This is a genomic window from Actinoplanes sp. GCM10030250, assembly GCF_042666575.1.
GTDB lineage: Bacteria > Actinomycetota > Actinomycetes > Mycobacteriales > Micromonosporaceae > Actinoplanes.
On record NZ_JBHTDO010000031.1, the window covers coordinates 55,529 to 74,412 of the forward strand.

Genomic DNA, 18,884 nt, shown 5'->3' on the forward strand with positions numbered 1-18,884 from the left:
AGGACCCGGTGGGACTACGAGGCGCGCGCTGGGAAGAGGGACCGCACTGATGGACGACGCTCTGGTGGCCTACAACTCCGGGCGGGTGGACGGGGCCGCCGGACTCCGGGACCCGCGGATCGCCGAGGACCCGGAGGTGGGCGCGGATTACCGGGTCGGGTTGCTGGACGGGCGGATCGCCGCTTTTCATCTGATGGCCGAGATCCGCAAGGTCCTCGGCGTGGAGGGGTCGCTGTTCGAACAACCCGAGGGGTCGCTGTTCGAGCAACCCGAGGGGTCGCTGTTCGAGCAACCCGAGGGGAGGCTGTTCGAGCATCCGGACGATGTCTCGGGAGCATGATCAACTGGTCACATCGGCGGCCGGCCCCCAGGTGACCGGTCGTTATTCTGGCGGAAACATGTCCGCGCCGGTCCCGAAACCCGGTCTTAGGAGTCTTGCGACGAGGTTCGGTCATCAGGGGAGACCGAGCGTCGTGGACCATTGCGTCGTGGGCAAGCAGGATGGGGACCGGATGATCGAGGGCGCACTGGCCGGTTTCACCGTGGCGGTCACCGCTGAGCGGCGCCGGGCCGAGATGGAGGCGCTGCTGGAGCGGCGCGGGGCGCGGGTGATCAGCGCGCCGGCCATCACCATCATTCCGCTCATCGACGACGACGCGCTGCACGCGGCCACCGCGGCCTGCATCGGGCTGAAGCCGCACCTGGTCGTCGCGACCACCGGGTTCGGGTTCCGGGGCTGGCTGGAGGCGGCCGAGGGCTGGGGGATGGGCGAGCAGCTGCGTACGTCGTTGCGCGGCGCCCGCATCCTGGCGCGCGGGCCGAAGCCGTGTGGTGCGATCCGGGCGGCGGGGCTGTCCGAGGAGTGGGCGGCCAAGACGGAGGCCAACGAGGAGATCCTTCAGCGGCTGCTGGAGGAGGGTGTTGCGGGCAAGCGGATCGTGGTGCAGGAGCACGGCGAGCCGCAGACCGAGTTCGTCGACGCGCTGCGGACGGCGGGTGCCGCCGTGGTGGAGGTACCGGTCTACCGGTGGGCCATGCCGCCGGACGTGGCGCCGGTGAAGCGGCTCGCCGACCAGGTCGCGGGCGGGCAGATCGACGCGGTCACGTTCACCAGTGCCCCGGCGGTCAAGGCGTTCCTGCAGGTCGCGGGGGAGTGCGGCGCGGACGTCGCGGGGGCGTTCCGGAGCGGGACCCTCGCCGCGTGCGTCGGCCCGGTGACGGCGGCGCCGCTGGCCGAGCTGGGTGTCCCGGTGGTGATGCCGGAGCGATATCGGCTCGGTGCGCTGATCAAGACGGTCACCGACGAGCTGCCCCGGCGGGCGGTCCGGCTCCAGGTCGCCGGTTCCACCCTGGAGGTGCGCGGGCACGCGGTCCTGATCGACGGTACGACCCACGCGCTCGCCCCGGCCGCGATGGCGATCCTGTCGGCGCTGGCCCGCCGCCCGGGCGCCGTCGTGTCGAAGGATCAGCTGGCCGAGTCACTGCCCCGGGGCAACGACGGGCACGCGGTGGACGTGGCGGTGGCCCGCCTGCGCGCAGCGCTCGGCTCCGGCAAGCACATCGAGACCGTCATCAAACGCGGCTACCGCCTCCGAGTCGACGAAGCGGCCTGAAAGACGAAGCGGCCTGAAAGACGAAACGGCCTGAAAAGGGAGAGCGCCCCGGAAAAACGGCGCGGCCCGACCGTACGGAAAAGAAAACCCGGCAAGGGCGCCGGGCCCCACCTCGCGCGCCCGATGCCTTGCCGGGCCGCTCCCCGCAGATCCTCAAGGGAGTAGATCGTGAGTGAGACGACGCTGATCGCCGTTGCCCATGGGACCCGTTCGCCGGCCGGCCGCCGGCAGATCCAGGAGCTGGCCGCCGCCGTCGCCCGCCGCCGTCCCGGTCTGGACGTGCGGCTCTGCTACGTCGACGTGCAGGAGCCCAAGGTCGCCGAAATCGTGCCGGCCGTCCGCGACGCGGTGGTGGTCCCGCTGCTGCTGTCGTGCGGATATCACGTGCGGGTCGACATCGCCGAGGCCGTAGCCGGCACGGACATCCCGGTCACCGCGCCGCTGGGACCCGACGACATCCTGCTGGACAGCCTGCGCCGCAACCTGCCGGACGCCGACGCCGTTGTCCTCGCCGCGGCCGGTTCCTCCGACCCGTTGTGGCTCGCAGATGTCGAGGGTGTTGCGGTGAGGCTAGGAGCAGCCGCCGTCGGTTACACCTCGGGGAGCGGCCCGCGGGTGGCCGACGTGGTCTCGCGCTTGCGCGAAAACGGCGCGCGGACCGTCGCGGTAGCCGCATATCTCCTGGCCGAGGGCCTTTTCTACCGTACGCTGCGCGGCTGCGGCGCCGACGCGGTGACCCCGCCGCTGTGCCACGACCCGGCGGTGGCCGATCTCGTATTGCGGCGATTTGATTCCGCTGTGTGGGACAGAAAGCTCACAACGGCCGGCCGCGCGTTGTAGGGATTTGCTGACAACAGCGTCACGGCCAGGCGTCCCAAGGGTTAACGGACCACCGACAAGCTTCATCCCGTGACGGCGATCCAGCAACGGGCGATCCAGCAACGGGCGATTCAGCAAAAGGCGACCCAGCAAGCGGCGACCCAGACGCATTGCCCGTACTGCGCCCTGCAGTGCGGGATGACGCTGACGCCCCAGATCCCCCTCCGGCCGGGGATGCCGGGCGTGCGGCTCGAACCGGCCGAGTTCCCGGTCAACCGGGGCGGCCTGTGCGCCAAGGGATTCACCGCGGCGGACCTGCTGGACCACCCGGACCGGCTGTTGACGCCGCTGGTCCGCAAGGAGCCCGGCAACCGGGAGAGCCCGCTGCGCGAGGCCTCCTGGGAGGAGGCGTACGAGCAGATCGTCACCGCGATCACCCGCAGTCAGCGGGAGTCCGGCCGGGACAGCGTCGGTGCCTTCGGCGGCGGCGGGCTGACCAACGAGAAGGCGTACGCGCTCGGCAAGTTCGTCCGGGTGGCCCTGCGCTCCTCATCGATCGACTACAACGGCCGGTTCTGCATGTCGAGCGCGGCGACGGCGGCCAACCGGTCGCTCGGCATCGACCGGGGCCTGCCGTTCCCGCTGGCTGACGTCGCACAGGCCCGGACCGTGCTGCTGGTCGGCGCGAACCCGGCCGACGCGATGCCGCCGTCCATGCAGTACCTGGACGCGGGCCGGGCCGAGGGCGCCAAGCACATCGTGATCGACCCGCGCCGCACCACCACCGCGAACGGCGCCCACCTGCACCTGGCCCCGATGCCCGGCACCGACCTGGCCCTGGCCAACGGGATGCTGCACATCGCGATCCGCGCGGGCTGGGTCGACGCCGCCTACGTCGAGGAGCGGACCGAGGGGTTCGAAGCGGTCAAGCGGGCCACCAACTCCTACTGGCCGGAGCGGGTCGAGCGGATCACCGGCGTCCCGGAGGCGCAGCTGCACGAGACCGTGCGGCTGCTCGCCACCGAGGGCCCGTCGATGATCCTGACCGCCCGCGGCGCCGAGCAGCACAGCAACGGCACCGACACCGCGCAGGCCTGGCTCAACCTGGCGCTCGCGCTCGGGCTGGTCGGCAAGCCGTACTCCGGGTACGGGACGATCACCGGCCAGGGCAACGGGCAGGGCGGCCGCGAGCACGGGCAGAAGGCCGACCAGCTGCCCGGGTACCGCAAACTCGACGACCCGGCGGCGCGGGCGCACGTGGCCGGGGTGTGGGGGATCGACCCGGACGAGCTGCCGCAGCCGGGCCAGTCGGCCTACGAGATGCTCGACCGTCTCGGTACCGACGGAGGCGTACGCGTCCTGATGGTCCTGGCCAGCAATATCGCTGTCTCCGCGCCGCACAGCAACCGTGTGATCGACCGCCTGCGCGCCCTTGATTTCCTGGTCGTCTCGGACATCTTCCGCTCGGAGACGGCCGAGCTGGCGGACGTCGTCCTCCCCACCGCCCAGTGGGCCGAGGAGGAGGGCACCATGACCAACCTCGAGGGCCGCGTGATCCGCCGGAAGATGGCGCTGCCGCCGCCACCGCTGGTGAAGAGCGACCTCCAGGTCATCACCGAGCTGGCCGGGCTGCTCGGCCGCGGTCAGTTCTTCAGCGACGACCCGCGCACGGTCTTCGAGGAGCTGCGCCGGGCCAGCGCCGGCGGGATCGCCGACTACGCCGGCATCACCTACGAGCGCATCGAGGCCGAGGAGGGCGTCTTCTGGCCGTGCCCGAGCGAGGACCATCCGGGCACACCGCGGCTGTTCGCGACCGGCTTCCCGACGGCCTCCGGCCGGGCCAGGTTCGTGCGGGTCGAGCACCGTGACGCGGCCGAGCTTCCGGACAGATCTTTTCCGTACGTGCTGACGACCGGCCGCAACATGCAGCAGTACCAGAGCGGCAACCAGACCCGGCGGGTGAAGGCGCTCACCGTGGCGCTGCCGGAAGCCCGCGCCGAGATCCACCCCGACCTGGCCCGCCGGCACGGGATCGCCGACGGGGACATGGTCGAGCTCCGCAGCCGCCGGGGCACCGCAACGCTGCGGGCCCGGCTCACCGACGGCATCCGGCCGGACACGGTGTTCGCGCCGTTCCACTGGCCCGGTGCCAACGCGCTGACCAACCCGGCACTGGACCCCCACTCCAAGATGCCCGCCTTCAAGGTGTGCGCGATCGCCATCACCCGCGCCGCCGACACACCGGAAAGGAGCTCCTGACGTGCACTCCACACCCCGTTTCCTGCAGGGCGTCTTCGCCTTCGAGGGCAAGGGCCTCGACCAGCCCGGCCCGCTGAGCCCCGCGCTCAGCTGGACCGTGCCCGGCGGCGCCACCGCGCAGGCCGTCTACTTCCGCGGCGGCAACGCCTCCGCCGAACTGATCTGCGTCGTGCTGGTACGCGACGGCACACCGATGCGGTACTTCCCGGTCGGCGCCAAGGGCGACGTCCACGTGCCGCTGCGGGTGCTGGAGGACCTGCCCGGCGGCACCACCGTCGAGCTGTGGCTCGCCGCGCCGGCCGGCCTCACCGGAGAAACGATCGTCGACCTCGGACTGGTGGAGATCTGATGACCCAGCGCTTGGTTGTTATCGGCAACGGCATGGCCGGAGCCCGGACGGTGGAGGAGATCCTCGCCCGCAACGGCGATTTCACCGTCACGATGTTCGGCGACGAGCCGTACGGCAACTACAACCGGATCATGCTTTCCAACCTGCTGGCGGGCGTGGAGACCGAGGAGGGCATCTTCCTCAACGACCTGGCCTGGTACCAGGAGAACGGCATCACCCTGCACGCCGGTACGAAGATCGAGCGGATCGACCGGTTCGCGAAGATGGTGTACGCGCAGGACGGGACGGCCACCCCGTACGACAAGCTCATCATCGCCACCGGCAGCAGCGCGTGGACCCCGCCGATCAAAGGCATCCACAACCCGAAGCGGGGTTACCACCAGGGCGTCTTCGCCTTCCGCACGCTCGACGACACCCGGGCGATGATCCGGTACGCCCGGGACCACGAGCGGGCGGTGGTGATCGGCGGCGGCCTGCTCGGCCTGGAGGCGGCGCGCGGCCTGCAGAACCACCTGAGCCACGTGACCCTGCTGCACGCCATGGGCCACCTGATGAACACCCAGCTCGACGAGAAGGCCGGCGAGATGCTCAAGGCCAGCGTCGAGGGCAAGCTGGGCATCGACGTCATCGTCAACGCGATGACCAGCGAGATCCTCGGCAAGGACCGGGTCACCGGCGTGAAGCTGGCCGACGGCACGGTCATCGAGTGCGACGTCGTGGTGGTGGCGGCCGGCATCCGGCCGAACACCGCGGTGGCGGCGGCCAGCGACCTGACCGTGGAGCGCGGCATCGTCGTGGACGACCACATGCGGGCCGAGGGTGAGCGGGACATCTACGTGGTTGGCGAGTGCGCCCAGCACCGCGGTGAGATGTACGGCCTGGTCGCGCCGCTGTGGGACCAGGCGAAGGTGCTCGCCGACCACATCACCGGGCGGGACCTGGAAGCGGCCTACCACGGCTCCAAGATCTCCACGAAGCTCAAGGTCGCGGGTATCGACGTCGCCTCGATGGGCCTGAAGGAACCGGCGTCCGACGAGGACGAGGTGATCGTCTACAGCGAGCCGCGCAAGGGCATCTACAAGCAGGTCATCATCCGTGACGGCGTGCTCGTCGGCGCCACCCTGGTCGGCGACAACAGCAAGGCCGCCGGGCTGATCCAGGCCTTCGACCGCGGCATGGCGCTGCCCGAGGAGCGCGCCGAGCTGATGTTCGACATCGGCGGGCCGGCCGGCGAGGTGAAGCCCGAGAACATGCCGGACGACGCGCAGGTCTGCAACTGCAACGGCGTCAGCAAGGGCGCGATCTGCGGTGTGGTCAACGCCGGCTGCAAGACGGTCAGCGGGGTGATGGACAAGACCCGCGCCGGCAAGGGCTGCGGCACCTGCAAGCCGCTCGTGCAGCGGATCGTCGAGTGGGCGGCCGGCGGCGAGGTCGAGGAGGACCCGGCGGCCTCCTGGTACGTCCCCGGCGTACCGATGCCCAAGCCCGAGCTGATGGACGCGATCCGCAAGTACGAGCTGAAGAGCGTCTCCGCGGTCTTCGACAAGCTGGTACCGGGCAGCACCCACGACGCCAAGAGCAAGATGGGCCTGGCCTCGCTGCTCAAGATGATGTGGGCCGGCGAGTACGTCGACGAGCGCGACGCCCGCTTCATCAACGACCGGGTGCACGCCAACATCCAGCGCGACGGCACGTTCTCGGTGGTACCGCAGATGAAGGGCGGCGTCACCACACCGGCCCAGCTGCGCCGCATCGCCGAGGTGGCGGAGAAACACGACGTGCCGATGGTCAAGCTCACCGGCGGCCAGCGCATCGACCTGCTCGGCATCCCCAAGGAGAAGCTGCCTGAGGTGTGGGCAGATCTGGACATGCCTTCGGGGTACGCCTACGGCAAGAGCTTCCGCACCGTGAAGACCTGTGTCGGCTCGGACTTCTGCCGCTTCGGGGTCGGCGACTCCACCGCGCTGGGCATCGCGCTCGAGGAGCGGTACCAGGGTCTCGAAGGCCCCGGGAAGATGAAGCTGGCGGTCACCGGGTGCCCGCGCAACTGCGCCGAGGCGTACGTCAAAGACCTCGGTGTCGTTGCGATCGACGGCGGCAAATGGGAGATCTACGTCGGCGGTGCCGCCGGCGCCCACATCCGCAAGGGCGACCTGCTCACCACCGTCGGCTCGGCCGAAGAGGTGATCCGCCTGACCGGCCGGTTCCTGCAGTACTACCGCGAGAACGCGAACTGGCTGGAACGCACCTACTCGTTCGTGCCGCGGATCGGCGTCGACCGGATCCGGGAGATCGTCGTCGAGGACTCCGACGGCATCGCCGCCCAGTTGGACGCCGCCGTCGAGGAGGCCGTGCAGGCCTACAAGGACCCCTGGAAGGAACGGGCCGAGGAGGCCACGCCCGGCCAGTTCCGTACCTCCCTTCCCCTGACCGTCCTCCCTCAGGTTCCGGTGCGCGCATGACCATTCCCACCGCTGTCGTCCTCGGCCCGCTGTCCGAGATCCCTCTCGGCGAAGGGCGTACCTACACCGTCGACGGCGACATGATCGCCGTCTTCCGCCTCCGCGACGGCTCCCTGCGCGCGGTGTCCGCGGTCTGCCCGCACAAGGGCGGCCCGCTCGCCGACGGCCAGATCGACAACCGGGTCGTCGTCTGCCCGCTGCACCTCAACGCATGGGACCTCGCCACCGGGTGCTCCCAGTCCGGCCAGCCCCCGATCACCGTCTACCCGGTCCGGGCCGACGGCGATCACATCCTGTTGGGAGACTGAAGTGACTGCCACCCTGCCACCCACTGTTTCGGCCCGGCCCGCTTCCGCCAGGCCGGTCACCATCCGGGGACACTGGATCGACGACTGGCGCCCCGAGGACCGGGAGTTCTGGGACAACGGCGGTGCCAGAATCGCCAGGCGCAACCTGATCGTCTCGATCTTCTCCGAGCACATCGGGTTCTCGGTGTGGACGCTGTGGTCCGTGCTGGTGCTCTTCCTCGGCCCCGCCTACGGGATCGACCCGGCCCAGAAGTTCCTGCTCACCGCGGTTCCGGCGCTCGTCGGCGCGGCGCTGCGGATCCCGTACACGTTCGCGGTGGCCAAGTTCGGCGGCCGGAACTGGACCATCATCAGCGCCTCGCTGCTGCTCGTGCCGTCGATCGCCGCGGCCCTCCTGATCGAGCCGGGCGTCTCCTTCTCCACGCTGCTGATCCTGGGCGCGCTGGCCGGTGTCGGCGGCGGCAACTTCGCCTCCTCGATGGCGAACATCAACGCCTTCTACCCGGACCGCCTCAAGGGCTGGGCGCTCGGTATCAACGCCGGCGGAGGCAACCTCGGCGTGGCGGTGGCGCAGCTGGTCGGCCTCTTCGTCCTGGCGACCTTCGGCGCGGGCTCGCCCGGCATCGTGGCGGGCATCTACATCCCGTTCATCGTGATCGCCGCTGTCGCCTCGGCGCTCTACATGGACAACCTGACCCAGGCCCGCAACGAGAAGCGGGGCATGCGCGACGCCGCCAGGGAGTCGCACACCTGGGTCATGTCGCTGCTCTACATCGGCACGTTCGGCTCGTTCATCGGCTTCGGCTTCGCGTTCGGGCAGGTGCTGCAGGTGCAGTTCGCCGAGCAGTTCGACACCCCGATCAAGGCCGCCTACCTGACCTTCCTCGGCCCGCTGCTGGGCTCGCTGATCCGCCCGCTCGGCGGGGCGCTCGCCGACCGGCTCGGCGGCGCGAAGGTCACCTTCGTCAACTTCATCGCGATGGCGATCGGCGCGTCGATCGTGCTGGTCGCGGCACAGCAGCGGTCGCTGCCGCTCTACATCGTCGGGTTCATCGCGCTGTTCGTCCTGAGCGGCCTCGGCAACGGCTCCACCTACAAGATGATCCCGGCCATCTTCCGGCAGAAGTACGCCGGCGACGAGCACCAGGCCCGCCGGATCGCCGGTTCGGTCATCGGGATCGCCGGTGCTGTCGGTGCGGTCGGCGGGGTGCTGGTCAACCTGGCCTTCCGCCAGTCGTTCCTGACCTACCAGGACGCTGACGCCGCGTACATCGGCTTCATCGGGTTCTACGCGCTGTGCGTGCTGGTCACCTGGGCGGTCTACCTGCGGCCCGCGGCGCGCACCAGGATCGCCGTCTGAGAAATCGTTTCTCCGCGCGGAGCGGCCCGGGTGCGTGCAGGCGCCCGGGCCGTTTTGTGCGCTCGTCTTGATCGCGGTGCTCGTTCTGAATGCTGCTCGTCTTATCGGTCTGTCGTTTTCGGAGTTGACATTCTACTCCGGAACGGCTCGTGAAAAACGTTTAGCCGACTTCCTCGGAGCGGTTTGCCAGGTGGCTCCTAAGATGAGCACGCCCACTGAAAAACCCTTCCGAAAGGCGCTTTTCATGAACAAGATGACGCGCATGGCGCTCACTGCTGGTATGGCTCTGGCAACCACTGTCAGCCTCGGCGTCGGTGTCGCGGCCGCCTCACCGCAGACCACCACATCACCGCAGGCGATCACTACCCAGCAGGGCGTACAGCAAACCTCGACGGTCCTGGACGAGTTCGAGTTCTACCAGTGGTACAAGACCTACAAGTCGTGTCGCCAGGCCGGCAAGAAAGGCGAGAACCGCGACGAGTGGTACGACTTCGACTGCGAGGAGGGTGACGGCCGGAATGAGGGCAAATTCGCTCTCTACGTGGCCTACACCGAAGAGGACCCGGACGAGTGCGACTGGGACGACGAATGGTGCGAGGACGATGACTTCGAAGACATCCTCGCTGCCGTCCGTTAATAACGGTGCCCCGGAAACGATTTATGAATGGTTCAGGAAAGCCCTGGTAGGTCGACCGGAAAGGCTGCTTCCATGAATTCTTCAACGCGTTCGGCGCTCGTCGCCGGGGTGGCTGCTCTCAGCATGGCTGTCAGTGGGGCGCTCGGCGGTGCAGTTGTCGGCGGTACTGCGGCGTCCGCGGCTGCGCCGAGTGCTGCCGGGCCCGGCCTTCGGATGCCGTCCTCCTCGGCCGCTCTCCCGGTCAATCTCCCGCCTCTCGAGTTCTACGACTGGTACGACTCGGAGAAGGAGTGCCGGGACTTCGGCTTCAAGGGGATCGCGAAGACCTACTGGTTCAACTACGAATGCATCAAGGCCGAAGGCCGCTACGCGGGCAAGTTCGGCCTGTACGTCGAGGTCAACAGGTACTACGACGGGCCGCCCTGGACCTGGCCCTGGTGAAAGCCTGTTCTCGGTTTCATGGGAGCCGCACCGATTCGGTGCGGCTCTCGCCGTTCCAGCTCCCGCCCTCGCCGTTCCAGCTCCCGCCCTCGCCGTTCCAGCTCCCGCCGCCGTTCCAGCTCCCGCCGTTGGAGTTTTCGCCGTTTTGAGGCAATGTCACCCGATAGTGGTGGTGTTGTCACACTCTTCTGGTGTTCCGTCCGCTTAAGGTCTCCCTTGTCCGATTTTCCTGGACGATGAAGGAGATCCCCCGATGAACAAGTACACGCGTGCGTTCGTCATGACGGGCGTCGCGGTTGCCGCGGGCCTGACCATGGCCGCCGGTCCGGCGACCGCATCCCCCGCGCCCGCCGGCGACGACGCCAAGATGGCCAAGAAGCCGGTTGCCGCGGCGCAGCAGGCCAAGGTCAGGGACCGGATCGTTCGGTTCTACGAGAGCCCGCGGACCTGCCACAAGTACGGCAAGATGGGCGTCTGGAAGCGTGACTGGAACCGCTACGAGTGCTTCCAGGTCTGGCGCGGATTCCACCGCGGCGACTGGGCGCTGAAGGTCTACTACGGCCCGAAGTTCCAGCACGGCCAGCCGGGCTTCCCGCACAAGCCGGGTTTCCCGCAGAAGCCGGGCTTCCCGCACAAGCCGGGCCCCCAGGGGCCGGGCTGGAAGCACTGAGCTCGGTAATTTGAGCTCGGTAATTTGAGCTCGGGTGACACATGAGCTCGGTGCCTGAGTTCACGCTTGCCTGATCGGCCGAGGGCCGTACCCCGCAATCCCGGGGGTGCGGCCCTCGACCGTCGTTGCCCCACCCAGGTGCTGCCCGCATCGACGAGCCGCATCGACGAGCCGCACTGTAACGCCACCGACACCGCCACCTCTTCCCATCGGCAGGGGTTGATGGCAGCGTGTCCACATGAGATGGAAGAGTCCGTTCGTCGTGACGCTCGTCGCGGCACTCATGGCAGCCTCGGCGGGACCCGCCGGCGCCGCGCCCGCGTCGAGACTGGGTTACCTGGATCCCGGCGGTCAGCCGCGCCTGGTCGAGAAGGTGCCGGTCAACGTGGTCTTCGTCGGCTACGAGCCGAACCAGGTCGCCAAGAGCAAGTTTCTGAGTGAGCTGGCCGGCTCGTACGAGCCCGTGGTGCGCTCCCGACTCTGGTACGGAGTGACCGAGAAGCTCGGCATCACCTACAAATACGACTATCGCCTGAACTACACCAACAAGTCCTACGAGGACAAATTCTTCGGTCAGCTGTCGAAGCTGGCCAAGCCCGCCCCGCTGACGACCTTCCAGCAGGCGTACAACGACCAGGAGAACAACGTCCTGGACATCAAGGACAACAACCTCATCGACGCGCCGAGCGTGGAGAAGTGGCTGGCCTTCCACCCGCCGGCGGGCGTGGACACCCGCCGCAACACGGTCTTCTTCGTGAACTGGTTCGGTCGCTCGGACTTCAAGCACCACATCTACACCAAGACCGGCGAGCCCGACCCGGACACCGGCTACGACTTCGGCGTCAACCGGGAGAGCCGCAAGATCATCGCGTGGGGCGGCACCACCGCTGACGACGAGGAGACCGGCCTGGGCGCCACCCGCCGGGTCTGGTTCCACGACCTGTCGGCCGGCCCGGAGTCGTGGACCGTCAACTACGACGTGGACAACCCGGACGTCGACGGCGACGGGATCCCGGACTACCGCATGCCGCCCACCTGGGAGTACACGGCCGGCGGCTTCCGCTCGCCGGCCGCGCTCGCCGGTGACCTCGGCAAGATCACCCGGTACGTGGCGCTGAACCTGCTCTTCACCACGTCACCGCTCTACCCGGTCGAGCTGCCGTCGCCCGAGCCGCCCAGGACGATCAACCTGGACGACAACACGTACGAGGGCTGGCCCGGCGTCGACGCCTCCGAGCAGTACACGACACCGAGCCTGCTCAAGGCGGAACTGTCCGAGCTGCGCTGGCGCAACCGCCTGTCGTACGACACGCAGGATCTGCCGTACGACGCCCGCGCCGAGGGGTGCTACGTCGGCCTTCTCGCCGACGAGCCGTGCTACCCGGATCTGAACTTCCCGGCGGGCGCCAACCTGTTCCTCTACAACCGGGAGAACATCGACCGGGCGCTCGACGACCAGGGCAAGGTCGACTACGAGGTGCCGCTGTTCAACTACGCGGTCGCCGAGGGAGTCGGCACACCCGGCCTCGGCTTCGCCGACGACGACTGGGAGACCGGCACCCAGTCGTACGTGTTCTCCTTCATCTCCCCGGAGGTCGTCGCCTCCGGGTACGGCCTGACCACCACCCAGATCCACGAGGTCGGCCACCACCTGGGCATGAGCCACCCGCACGACGGTTACGACAGCGCCACCGGCGTCGACTACGGCCCGGGCAACGAGTTCTTCTTCGTCAACGCCGGCGACGAGAACAACTCGATGATGAGCTACATCGACGTGAACTGGGACTTCAGCCAGTTCGACAGGGACAACAGCGACCGGTTCCTGACCGCCGCGTACTGGGAGGCCGCGAACCGGCTTGCCGCGACCGTACCGGCGGGCAAGGGCCGCACCGGGCTGAAGACGGCCGACGCCCTGCTCGCCCTGGCGTCGAAGGCGTTCGCCGCGCACGAGTACCGGGCGGCGTACGCCCTCGCGGAGAAGGCCTACTACACGGTGGCGAGCATCCCGGGTGTTGACGTCGCTTCGGTGGCGAGCGCGCTGAAGGCCGAGGCGAACGAGGCCCGCAGTTCCACCAAGCTGCACGACCCGCACGAGTTCATCGACACCCTGGCCCCGGACAGCCCGCGCAGCCAGCCGTAAAGAACCAGCCGTAAAGAAGTAGTAGAGCCCAGCCGTAAAGACGTAACAGCCAGCAGTAGAACAGCGACAACAGAACCGAACAGCAAGCCAGCAGCGGGCCGGTGGGCACACCGGCCCGCTGTCCATATGGCAAGATCCGCCGCATGCTCGTCCCCGGTTTCCCATGTCGCTGATCGTCCGGCGCGCCGCTGCCGCCAAGGGCCTTCTGGCTGCCGGGGCCGCGGTCATGTTCATCGCGGTCCTGCTGCTGGCCGGCCTCACCGCCTACGCGGGCGCGTCCGGCGAGGCCGGTATCCGTGCCGCTGTCGCCGCCGCCGCCCCGGCGGATCGCTCGGTGCTGATCCGCGGTGCCGGTGGGGCAGACCTGTCCGAGCACGACCGGGCCGTCCGGGCGGCGTACGCGGGCGGCCTCGGCGGCGCCCCGGTGACCGTCGACAGCGCCGTGTACGGGTCCGGCTGGGCCGTCGACCGCCCGGGCGCCGGTGCGACAGCCGACTCCAACGGTGTCGTCTACGGCAACGTGATGGCCCTGGACAACCTGCCCGCCCACGCCACCCTGGTCTCCGGTGACTGGCCGTCCGGTCCGCGCGCCGCCGCCCTCGCCGAACCGGCAGCCCGGCTGCTCGGCGTGGAGACCGGTGGCACGCTGCGCCTCGTCGACCGGCGTACCAGCCGGATCGTCCCGATTCTCGTCTCCGGCATCTGGCGTGCGCGCGACGCCGGGGACGCGTACTGGCGGCTGACGCCTGACGTGTTCGCCGGCCGGGCGCCGCAGACCGCGACGCACGGGCCGATCGTTGTCGACCGGAAGAGCTTCGACAGCGGGTTCGCCACCGGCGCCTCCGCGGGGTGGGTGGTCGTACCGGACATGTCCGGAACGACTTTGGAGGAGGTCTCCCGTACCGCATCGTCTGCCACCGTTATCAGCGACGGCCTGCCCGCAAGCACCGGGCTCAGCACCTCCGCCACCATCACCAGCGGCCTCCCCGGCCTGGCCCAGCGCCTGGATCGCGCCGACCTGGTCCGGCGATCGGCCCTGGTCACGCCCATTCTGCTGCTCGCGGTCCTGGCCGGTTACGCGCTGACCCTCGTCGCTCTGCTCCTCGGTGAGGCCCGCCGGGCCGAGACCGCCCTGCTGCGCGCCCGCGGCGCCTCCCGCGGACGGCTCGGCGCGATGGCCGGGATCGAGGCACTCGCCCTGATGCTGCCCGCCGGTCTGCTCGCACCGCCGCTCGCCGTGCTGCTGGTCCGGACCGTCCCGTTCCCCGGCGGCCCGGCGGTCACCCCGGTGCTCGACGCCTCGGTCTGGCTGACCGGCGCGCTCGCGGTGGCCGGCGGCGTCCTCGCGCTCACCATCCCGGCGCTGCGCCGCGCCCGCACCTACGTCGCCGAGACAGCGAGCCGGTCGCGGCTGCCGCTGTTCCGCCGCGCCGGTCTCGACCTGGTCGTGGTCGCCCTCGCGGTCCTGGGCTGGGTGCAGCTGCGGCAGTACTCCTCACCGGTCGGTGCCGGCCTGGGCATCGACCCGCTGCTGGCCGCCGCGCCCACGCTGGGCGTGCTGACCGGCGCCGTGGTCGCGATCCGCCTGCTTCCGCCGATCGCCCGGCTCGCGGCGTCCCGCCTGGACCGGGGCGTGACCCGCGCCCGGCTGCTCGGCACCTGGCAGGCCGGCCGCCGCTCGCACGCCGGCCCGATGGTGATGCTCGCGCTCGCCGTCGCCGCCGCCACGGTCTCCTGGTGTTTCGCCGGCACCGCCCGCGGCTCCCTCGACGACCAGGCCGAACAGCAGGTCGGCGCGGAGATGCGGCTGGTCGAGGAGGGTGGCACCGCACCCGGCGACCGCCTCGAACAGCTCTCCGCACTGCCCGGCGCGGGCACGATCGTGCCCGGCTGGCGGGACACCGTGCCGCTGACCGCCGGCGCCGACCCGGCCGACCTGGTCGTGATCGACGCCGCGAAGGCCGGGCCGGTGGTGCTGGCCCGCGACGACGCGACCGGCGGCTCACCCGCCGAGCTGTTCCGCCGGCTCGCCGGCGCCCGCCAGGACGACGGCGCCGAGCGGGAGCTGCGGCCCGGGCGAATCGTCACCAGCGGACCGGCCCGGACCACGGTGATCTTCACCGACGGCCGCCGCGTCGACCTGGGCCAGAGCGACCGGGGGAGACCGCTGAGCTTCTCCGAGGCCGGGCCGGGACTGGCCGGGTTCGTGGTCGACCCCGGAGTTGCCGGCCCCGGACCGGCCGAGATCACCTGGCAGATCACCGGCCAGGACGGCCGCTGGCAGGCGGCCGGGCGCAGCGGTGAGATCCGGATCTCCACCGACGACGGGACTCTGAGCTACACGGGCCGGTTCGCCGTGACCCGGCCGGCCACCCGGGCGCCGGTGCCGGTCGCGATGACACCGGCCGCCCTCACCGCGCTGACCGCGAAGGTCGGCGAGAACTCGTTCCTCACGGTCGCCGGCAGGGGCGTGCCGATCCACGTGGTGGCCGTGATCGACCGGGTGCCGGGTACGTCCGGCGGCGCGGCCATCCTCGCCGACCGGGCCGTGCTGGACGCCCGTCTCTTCGAGGGCTGGGGCATCGTCCAGAGCCCCGGTGAGTGGTGGCTGAGCGGGGCGCCGCCCGGCGTACACGATCTGCCTGGCCTGCGTGTTCTTGACCGTCGTGAGCTTGCCGGTGCGGCCTCCCGCGACCCGGTCGGCTCCGGTTCCCGCGTCGCGCTCTTCCTCGCCGCCTTCGGCGCGGTCCTGCTCGCCGCCGCGGGCATCGCCGCCGACGCCCGGGCCACCGCCCGCCGCCGCGCCGGTGAGCTGGCCGTCCTGCACACGCTCGGCGCCGGGCCGCGGCTGCTGGCCCGATCGCTCGTGGTCGAGCAGGCGTTCCTCGCCGGGGTCGGTTCCCTCGCCGGCCTGACGGTCGGGTTGCTGGTGGCCGGTGCGATGGCGCCGCTGCTGGTGCTCACCCCGGCCGCGGTGCGCCCGGTGCCGGAGCCGGTGCTGCAGATCGGCTGGCTGCCCACGCTGGGCAGCGTCGCCCTTCTGGTGAGCATCGCGCTCGCGCTGAGCGCGGCGACCGCGACCTCGGCGGCGCGCCGGCTCCCGGCAACGCGCCTGCGGCTGGGAGCAGATCAATGAAGAGCCTTTTTCGTACGGTGCATCGCGCTCGTTCCTACGCGGGTCAACTCGGCCTGCTCGCCGCCCTTGTGGGGCTCGCCGCCTTCCTCGCCTCCGGGCCGCCGCGCCTGGCCAACGACCGCACCGACGTGGGCCTGCGCGCCGACATCAACCGGCTGATCTCCGGCCAGCGCGACCTCACCTTCACCACGTCCACCGGCAGCAGCTTCGACTTGGAGCCGCCGGCGGACCACTCCGGGCGGCTCGACGAGATCCGCCGCGACCTGCCACCCGCACTGGGCGGCGTCATCTCGGACGCCTGGTTCGTCGCCGAGGTCGGCCCGGCCGACGCCAGCGTCAACAACGGCATCACCGGCGAGTGCCCGCAGCTGGCCGCGATCCGGCGGCAGACCGGCACCGACGAGGCGACCCGGATCGTCGAGGGCCGCCGCCCCGCTTCTGGGGACTCGCCCTCGGGAGACTCGCCCTCTGGAGATATCGCCGAGGTCATCGCCGGACGCGACGAGGCCAAGGCTCTCGGCGTCCGTGTCGGCGACACGGTGACCGTGCTGTCGCGCTGGGAGAACGCCAAGGCCCGCGTGGTCGGCCTCTACGAAGCCCTGGACCCGGCCGCGCCGTTCTGGGCCGACATGCTGCTGACCAGGGTCGCCTGCCCCAACCCGTCCGACGGCACCCGCTTCCGGGTCACCCTGCTCACCGACACCGCCGGGTCGCTCACGGCCGGCGGCCTGACCACCGAGATGCACGAACGCTGGCGCTACCGGATCGACGAGCAGCGCCTCACCGCCGACCGGATCGGCGAGCTCACCACCGCCGTCGCCACCGCCCGGCGCCAGCCACCCGACGGGACCACGCTGGTGAGCAGCGTGGACACCACGCTGGCCGAGTTCGACAGACGGCTGCGCGGGGTCCGTGCCCTGCTCGCGGTCATCCAGGCCGGGCTGCTCGCCACCATGGCCGGGCTGATCCTGCTCGCCGCCCGTCTCGCCGTGGACCGCCGGCGCGCCGAGTACGCGCTGATCCGTGCCCGCGGCGGCTCGGTGCGCACGATCGGTGGCCGGATGCTGGCCGAGACACTGCTGGTGGTCGTGCCCGCCACGGCGGCCGGCTGGCTCGCCGGACACCTCTCGGCCGGTCGCGCCGACGCGGGGGAACCGTTCCTGGTCGCCGGTGTGGCCCTGCTCGCGGCCCTCGCACCGGCCGCGTACGCCGCCGCCGGTGCCCGCCACCCCGACTTCACCGGTCACCGGCGTGACCTCGTCGCGGACCGGCCGTCACCGCGACGGATCACCGCCGAGGCCTTCCTCGTCCTGCTCGCCGCCGGCGGGACGTTCCTGGTACGCCGTCGCGGGCTGGAGACCGGGCCGGCGGGCGTCGACCCGTACCTCATCGCCGTGCCGGTCCTGCTCGCGCTCGCCGCCTCCGTGGTCGCGCTGCGCCTGGTCCCGTTCCCGCTGCGGTGGACCGGCCGGCTCGCCGCCCGGGCCCGCGGCGCCGTGGCCTTCCTCGGTCTCACCGGCGCCGGCCGTGGCGCGCCGCTGCGTTCCGGCCCGCTCGCGGTGCTGGTCATCGCGATCGCCACCGGCATCTTCAGCAGCACCGTGACGACCACTGTCGGACACGCTCGCGACCGCGCCGCCGAACTCGCGGTACCCGCCGACGCGGTCGCCGCCGGCTTCGCCTTCGGATCGGACACCGCACAGCGGATCGCCGCCGTGGACGGTGTCACCGGCGCGGCGGCGTTCCGCCTGGAGTCCGCCGCCAACCTCCGCAGCGACGCCAGCACACTCATCACCCAGGTCCAGGCCATGGTCGTCGACACCAGTACCGGCCTCGACCTGCCCGCCGAACTCACCAGCGCCCGCCCCGGCGCGCAGGCCGTCCCCGCCCTCGTCTCCACGCGCGTCGCCCAGCGGATCGGCCCCCGGGGCACCATCGACGTCCAGGGCCGCCGGTACGCCTTCCAGGTCGCCGCCGTCAGCGACACCGCACCCGGGTTCGCCGCCGGTGTCCGCGACTTCCTGATCGTGCCGCTCCAGGCCCTGCCGGTCCCGGCCACCCAGCCGGTCGTGTCCAACCGCGTTCTCGTACGCGGCAGCGGGTTCGACCCCGCCGCCGTCCGCGAAGCCGCCGACGCGGGTCAGCGGGAGTACACGAAGGCCGTGCTGGGTCGCGCGATCGAGGACTGGCAACTGGCCATGCCCGCCACCGTCACCACCCGCGACGGCTACCGCGCCGACCTCGACGAGCGGGGCGTCGACGGGGTGCTCAGCTTCACCTTCGCGGCGGGCATCGTGGCCTGCGCCGTGCTGGCCCTGCTCGCGGTCGCGCTCACCGTCCTGGCCGGTGCACCGGCACGCGGCCGGACCCTGTCGCGCCTGCGCACCCTGGGACTGTCCGCACGGCAGGGCAGGCGGCTGCTCGTGTTCGAACTCGTACCCCTGATCGGTGTCGCCGTGCTCGTCGGCAGCCTCGTCGGGATCGCCCTGCCCACCCTCATCGGGCCCGCACTGGGCCTGGACGACTTCACCGCCGGGATGCCCGCCGTGATCAGCGTCGACCCGCTGCTCGCGGCCGGTGTTCTGATCGTCGCGGCTCTCGCGGTGGCCGGGGCGCTGGTGGTCGAGGACGCAGCCAACCGCCGTCTGGGTCTCGGCACTGTTCTGCGGCTCGGAGAGGAGCAGTCCTGA

At 70.7% G+C, this 18,884-nt stretch carries 14 protein-coding genes; all 14 read left to right on the forward strand.

Annotated elements, in window-relative coordinates:
• Nucleotides 1-49 precede the first annotated feature (49 nt).
• The 14 genes from ACFQV6_RS32180 (at nucleotide 50) to ACFQV6_RS32245 (ending at nucleotide 18,884) form a co-directional block, all read left to right on the forward strand.
• The gene (locus tag ACFQV6_RS32180) at nucleotides 50-340 is read left to right on the forward strand and encodes a hypothetical protein (protein WP_378031408.1); all 291 of its coding nucleotides are present in this window, start codon (nucleotides 50-52) and stop codon (nucleotides 338-340) included.
• Between the two features lie 172 nt (nucleotides 341-512).
• Nucleotides 513-1,613: a uroporphyrinogen-III synthase gene (locus ACFQV6_RS32185; RefSeq protein ID WP_378031455.1), complete on the forward strand. Its 1,101-nt coding sequence runs from the start codon at nucleotides 513-515 to the stop codon at nucleotides 1,611-1,613.
• Between the two features lie 168 nt (nucleotides 1,614-1,781).
• Complete coding sequence (locus ACFQV6_RS32190; RefSeq protein ID WP_378031409.1) at nucleotides 1,782-2,453, forward strand: sirohydrochlorin chelatase; 672 nt, start codon at nucleotides 1,782-1,784, stop codon at nucleotides 2,451-2,453.
• Nucleotides 2,454-2,546: 93 nt separating this feature from the next.
• Complete coding sequence (locus ACFQV6_RS32195; RefSeq protein WP_378031456.1) at nucleotides 2,547-4,691, forward strand: molybdopterin oxidoreductase family protein; 2,145 nt, start codon at nucleotides 2,547-2,549, stop codon at nucleotides 4,689-4,691.
• 1 nt (nucleotide 4,692) lies between these two features.
• Nucleotides 4,693-5,040, forward strand: coding sequence for a molybdopterin oxidoreductase (locus tag ACFQV6_RS32200; protein ID WP_378031410.1), 348 nt, complete (start codon nucleotides 4,693-4,695; stop codon nucleotides 5,038-5,040).
• Nucleotides 5,040-7,502, forward strand: coding sequence for a nitrite reductase large subunit NirB (gene nirB / locus ACFQV6_RS32205; protein ID WP_378031411.1), 2,463 nt, complete (start codon nucleotides 5,040-5,042; stop codon nucleotides 7,500-7,502). The genes ACFQV6_RS32200 and nirB overlap by 1 nt, the downstream gene beginning before the upstream one ends.
• Complete coding sequence (locus ACFQV6_RS32210) at nucleotides 7,499-7,810, forward strand: Rieske (2Fe-2S) protein (RefSeq protein WP_378031412.1); 312 nt, start codon at nucleotides 7,499-7,501, stop codon at nucleotides 7,808-7,810. The genes nirB and ACFQV6_RS32210 overlap by 4 nt, the downstream gene beginning before the upstream one ends.
• A 1-nt stretch (nucleotide 7,811) precedes the next feature.
• The gene (locus ACFQV6_RS32215) at nucleotides 7,812-9,170 is read left to right on the forward strand and encodes an MFS transporter (RefSeq protein WP_378031413.1); all 1,359 of its coding nucleotides are present in this window, start codon (nucleotides 7,812-7,814) and stop codon (nucleotides 9,168-9,170) included.
• A 244-nt stretch (nucleotides 9,171-9,414) separates the two neighbouring features.
• The gene (locus ACFQV6_RS32220; protein ID WP_378031414.1) at nucleotides 9,415-9,807 is read left to right on the forward strand and encodes a hypothetical protein; all 393 of its coding nucleotides are present in this window, start codon (nucleotides 9,415-9,417) and stop codon (nucleotides 9,805-9,807) included.
• A gap of 72 nt (nucleotides 9,808-9,879) precedes the next feature.
• On the forward strand, nucleotides 9,880-10,248 hold the full coding sequence (locus ACFQV6_RS32225; protein WP_378031415.1) for a hypothetical protein: 369 nt from the start codon (nucleotides 9,880-9,882) through the stop codon (nucleotides 10,246-10,248).
• 253 nt (nucleotides 10,249-10,501) lie between these two features.
• Nucleotides 10,502-10,918 (forward strand): hypothetical protein, encoded by a 417-nt coding sequence (locus ACFQV6_RS32230; protein WP_378031416.1) that lies wholly within the window; start codon nucleotides 10,502-10,504, stop codon nucleotides 10,916-10,918.
• Nucleotides 10,919-11,156: 238 nt separating this feature from the next.
• Nucleotides 11,157-13,058 (forward strand): hypothetical protein, encoded by a 1,902-nt coding sequence (locus ACFQV6_RS32235; RefSeq protein WP_378031417.1) that lies wholly within the window; start codon nucleotides 11,157-11,159, stop codon nucleotides 13,056-13,058.
• A gap of 163 nt (nucleotides 13,059-13,221) precedes the next feature.
• Nucleotides 13,222-16,194: an FtsX-like permease family protein gene (locus tag ACFQV6_RS32240; protein ID WP_378031418.1), complete on the forward strand. Its 2,973-nt coding sequence runs from the start codon at nucleotides 13,222-13,224 to the stop codon at nucleotides 16,192-16,194.
• Nucleotides 16,191-18,884, forward strand: a complete 2,694-nt coding sequence (locus ACFQV6_RS32245; protein WP_378031419.1) for an FtsX-like permease family protein — start codon at nucleotides 16,191-16,193, stop codon at nucleotides 18,882-18,884. Before ACFQV6_RS32240 ends, ACFQV6_RS32245 begins: the two co-directional genes overlap by 4 nt.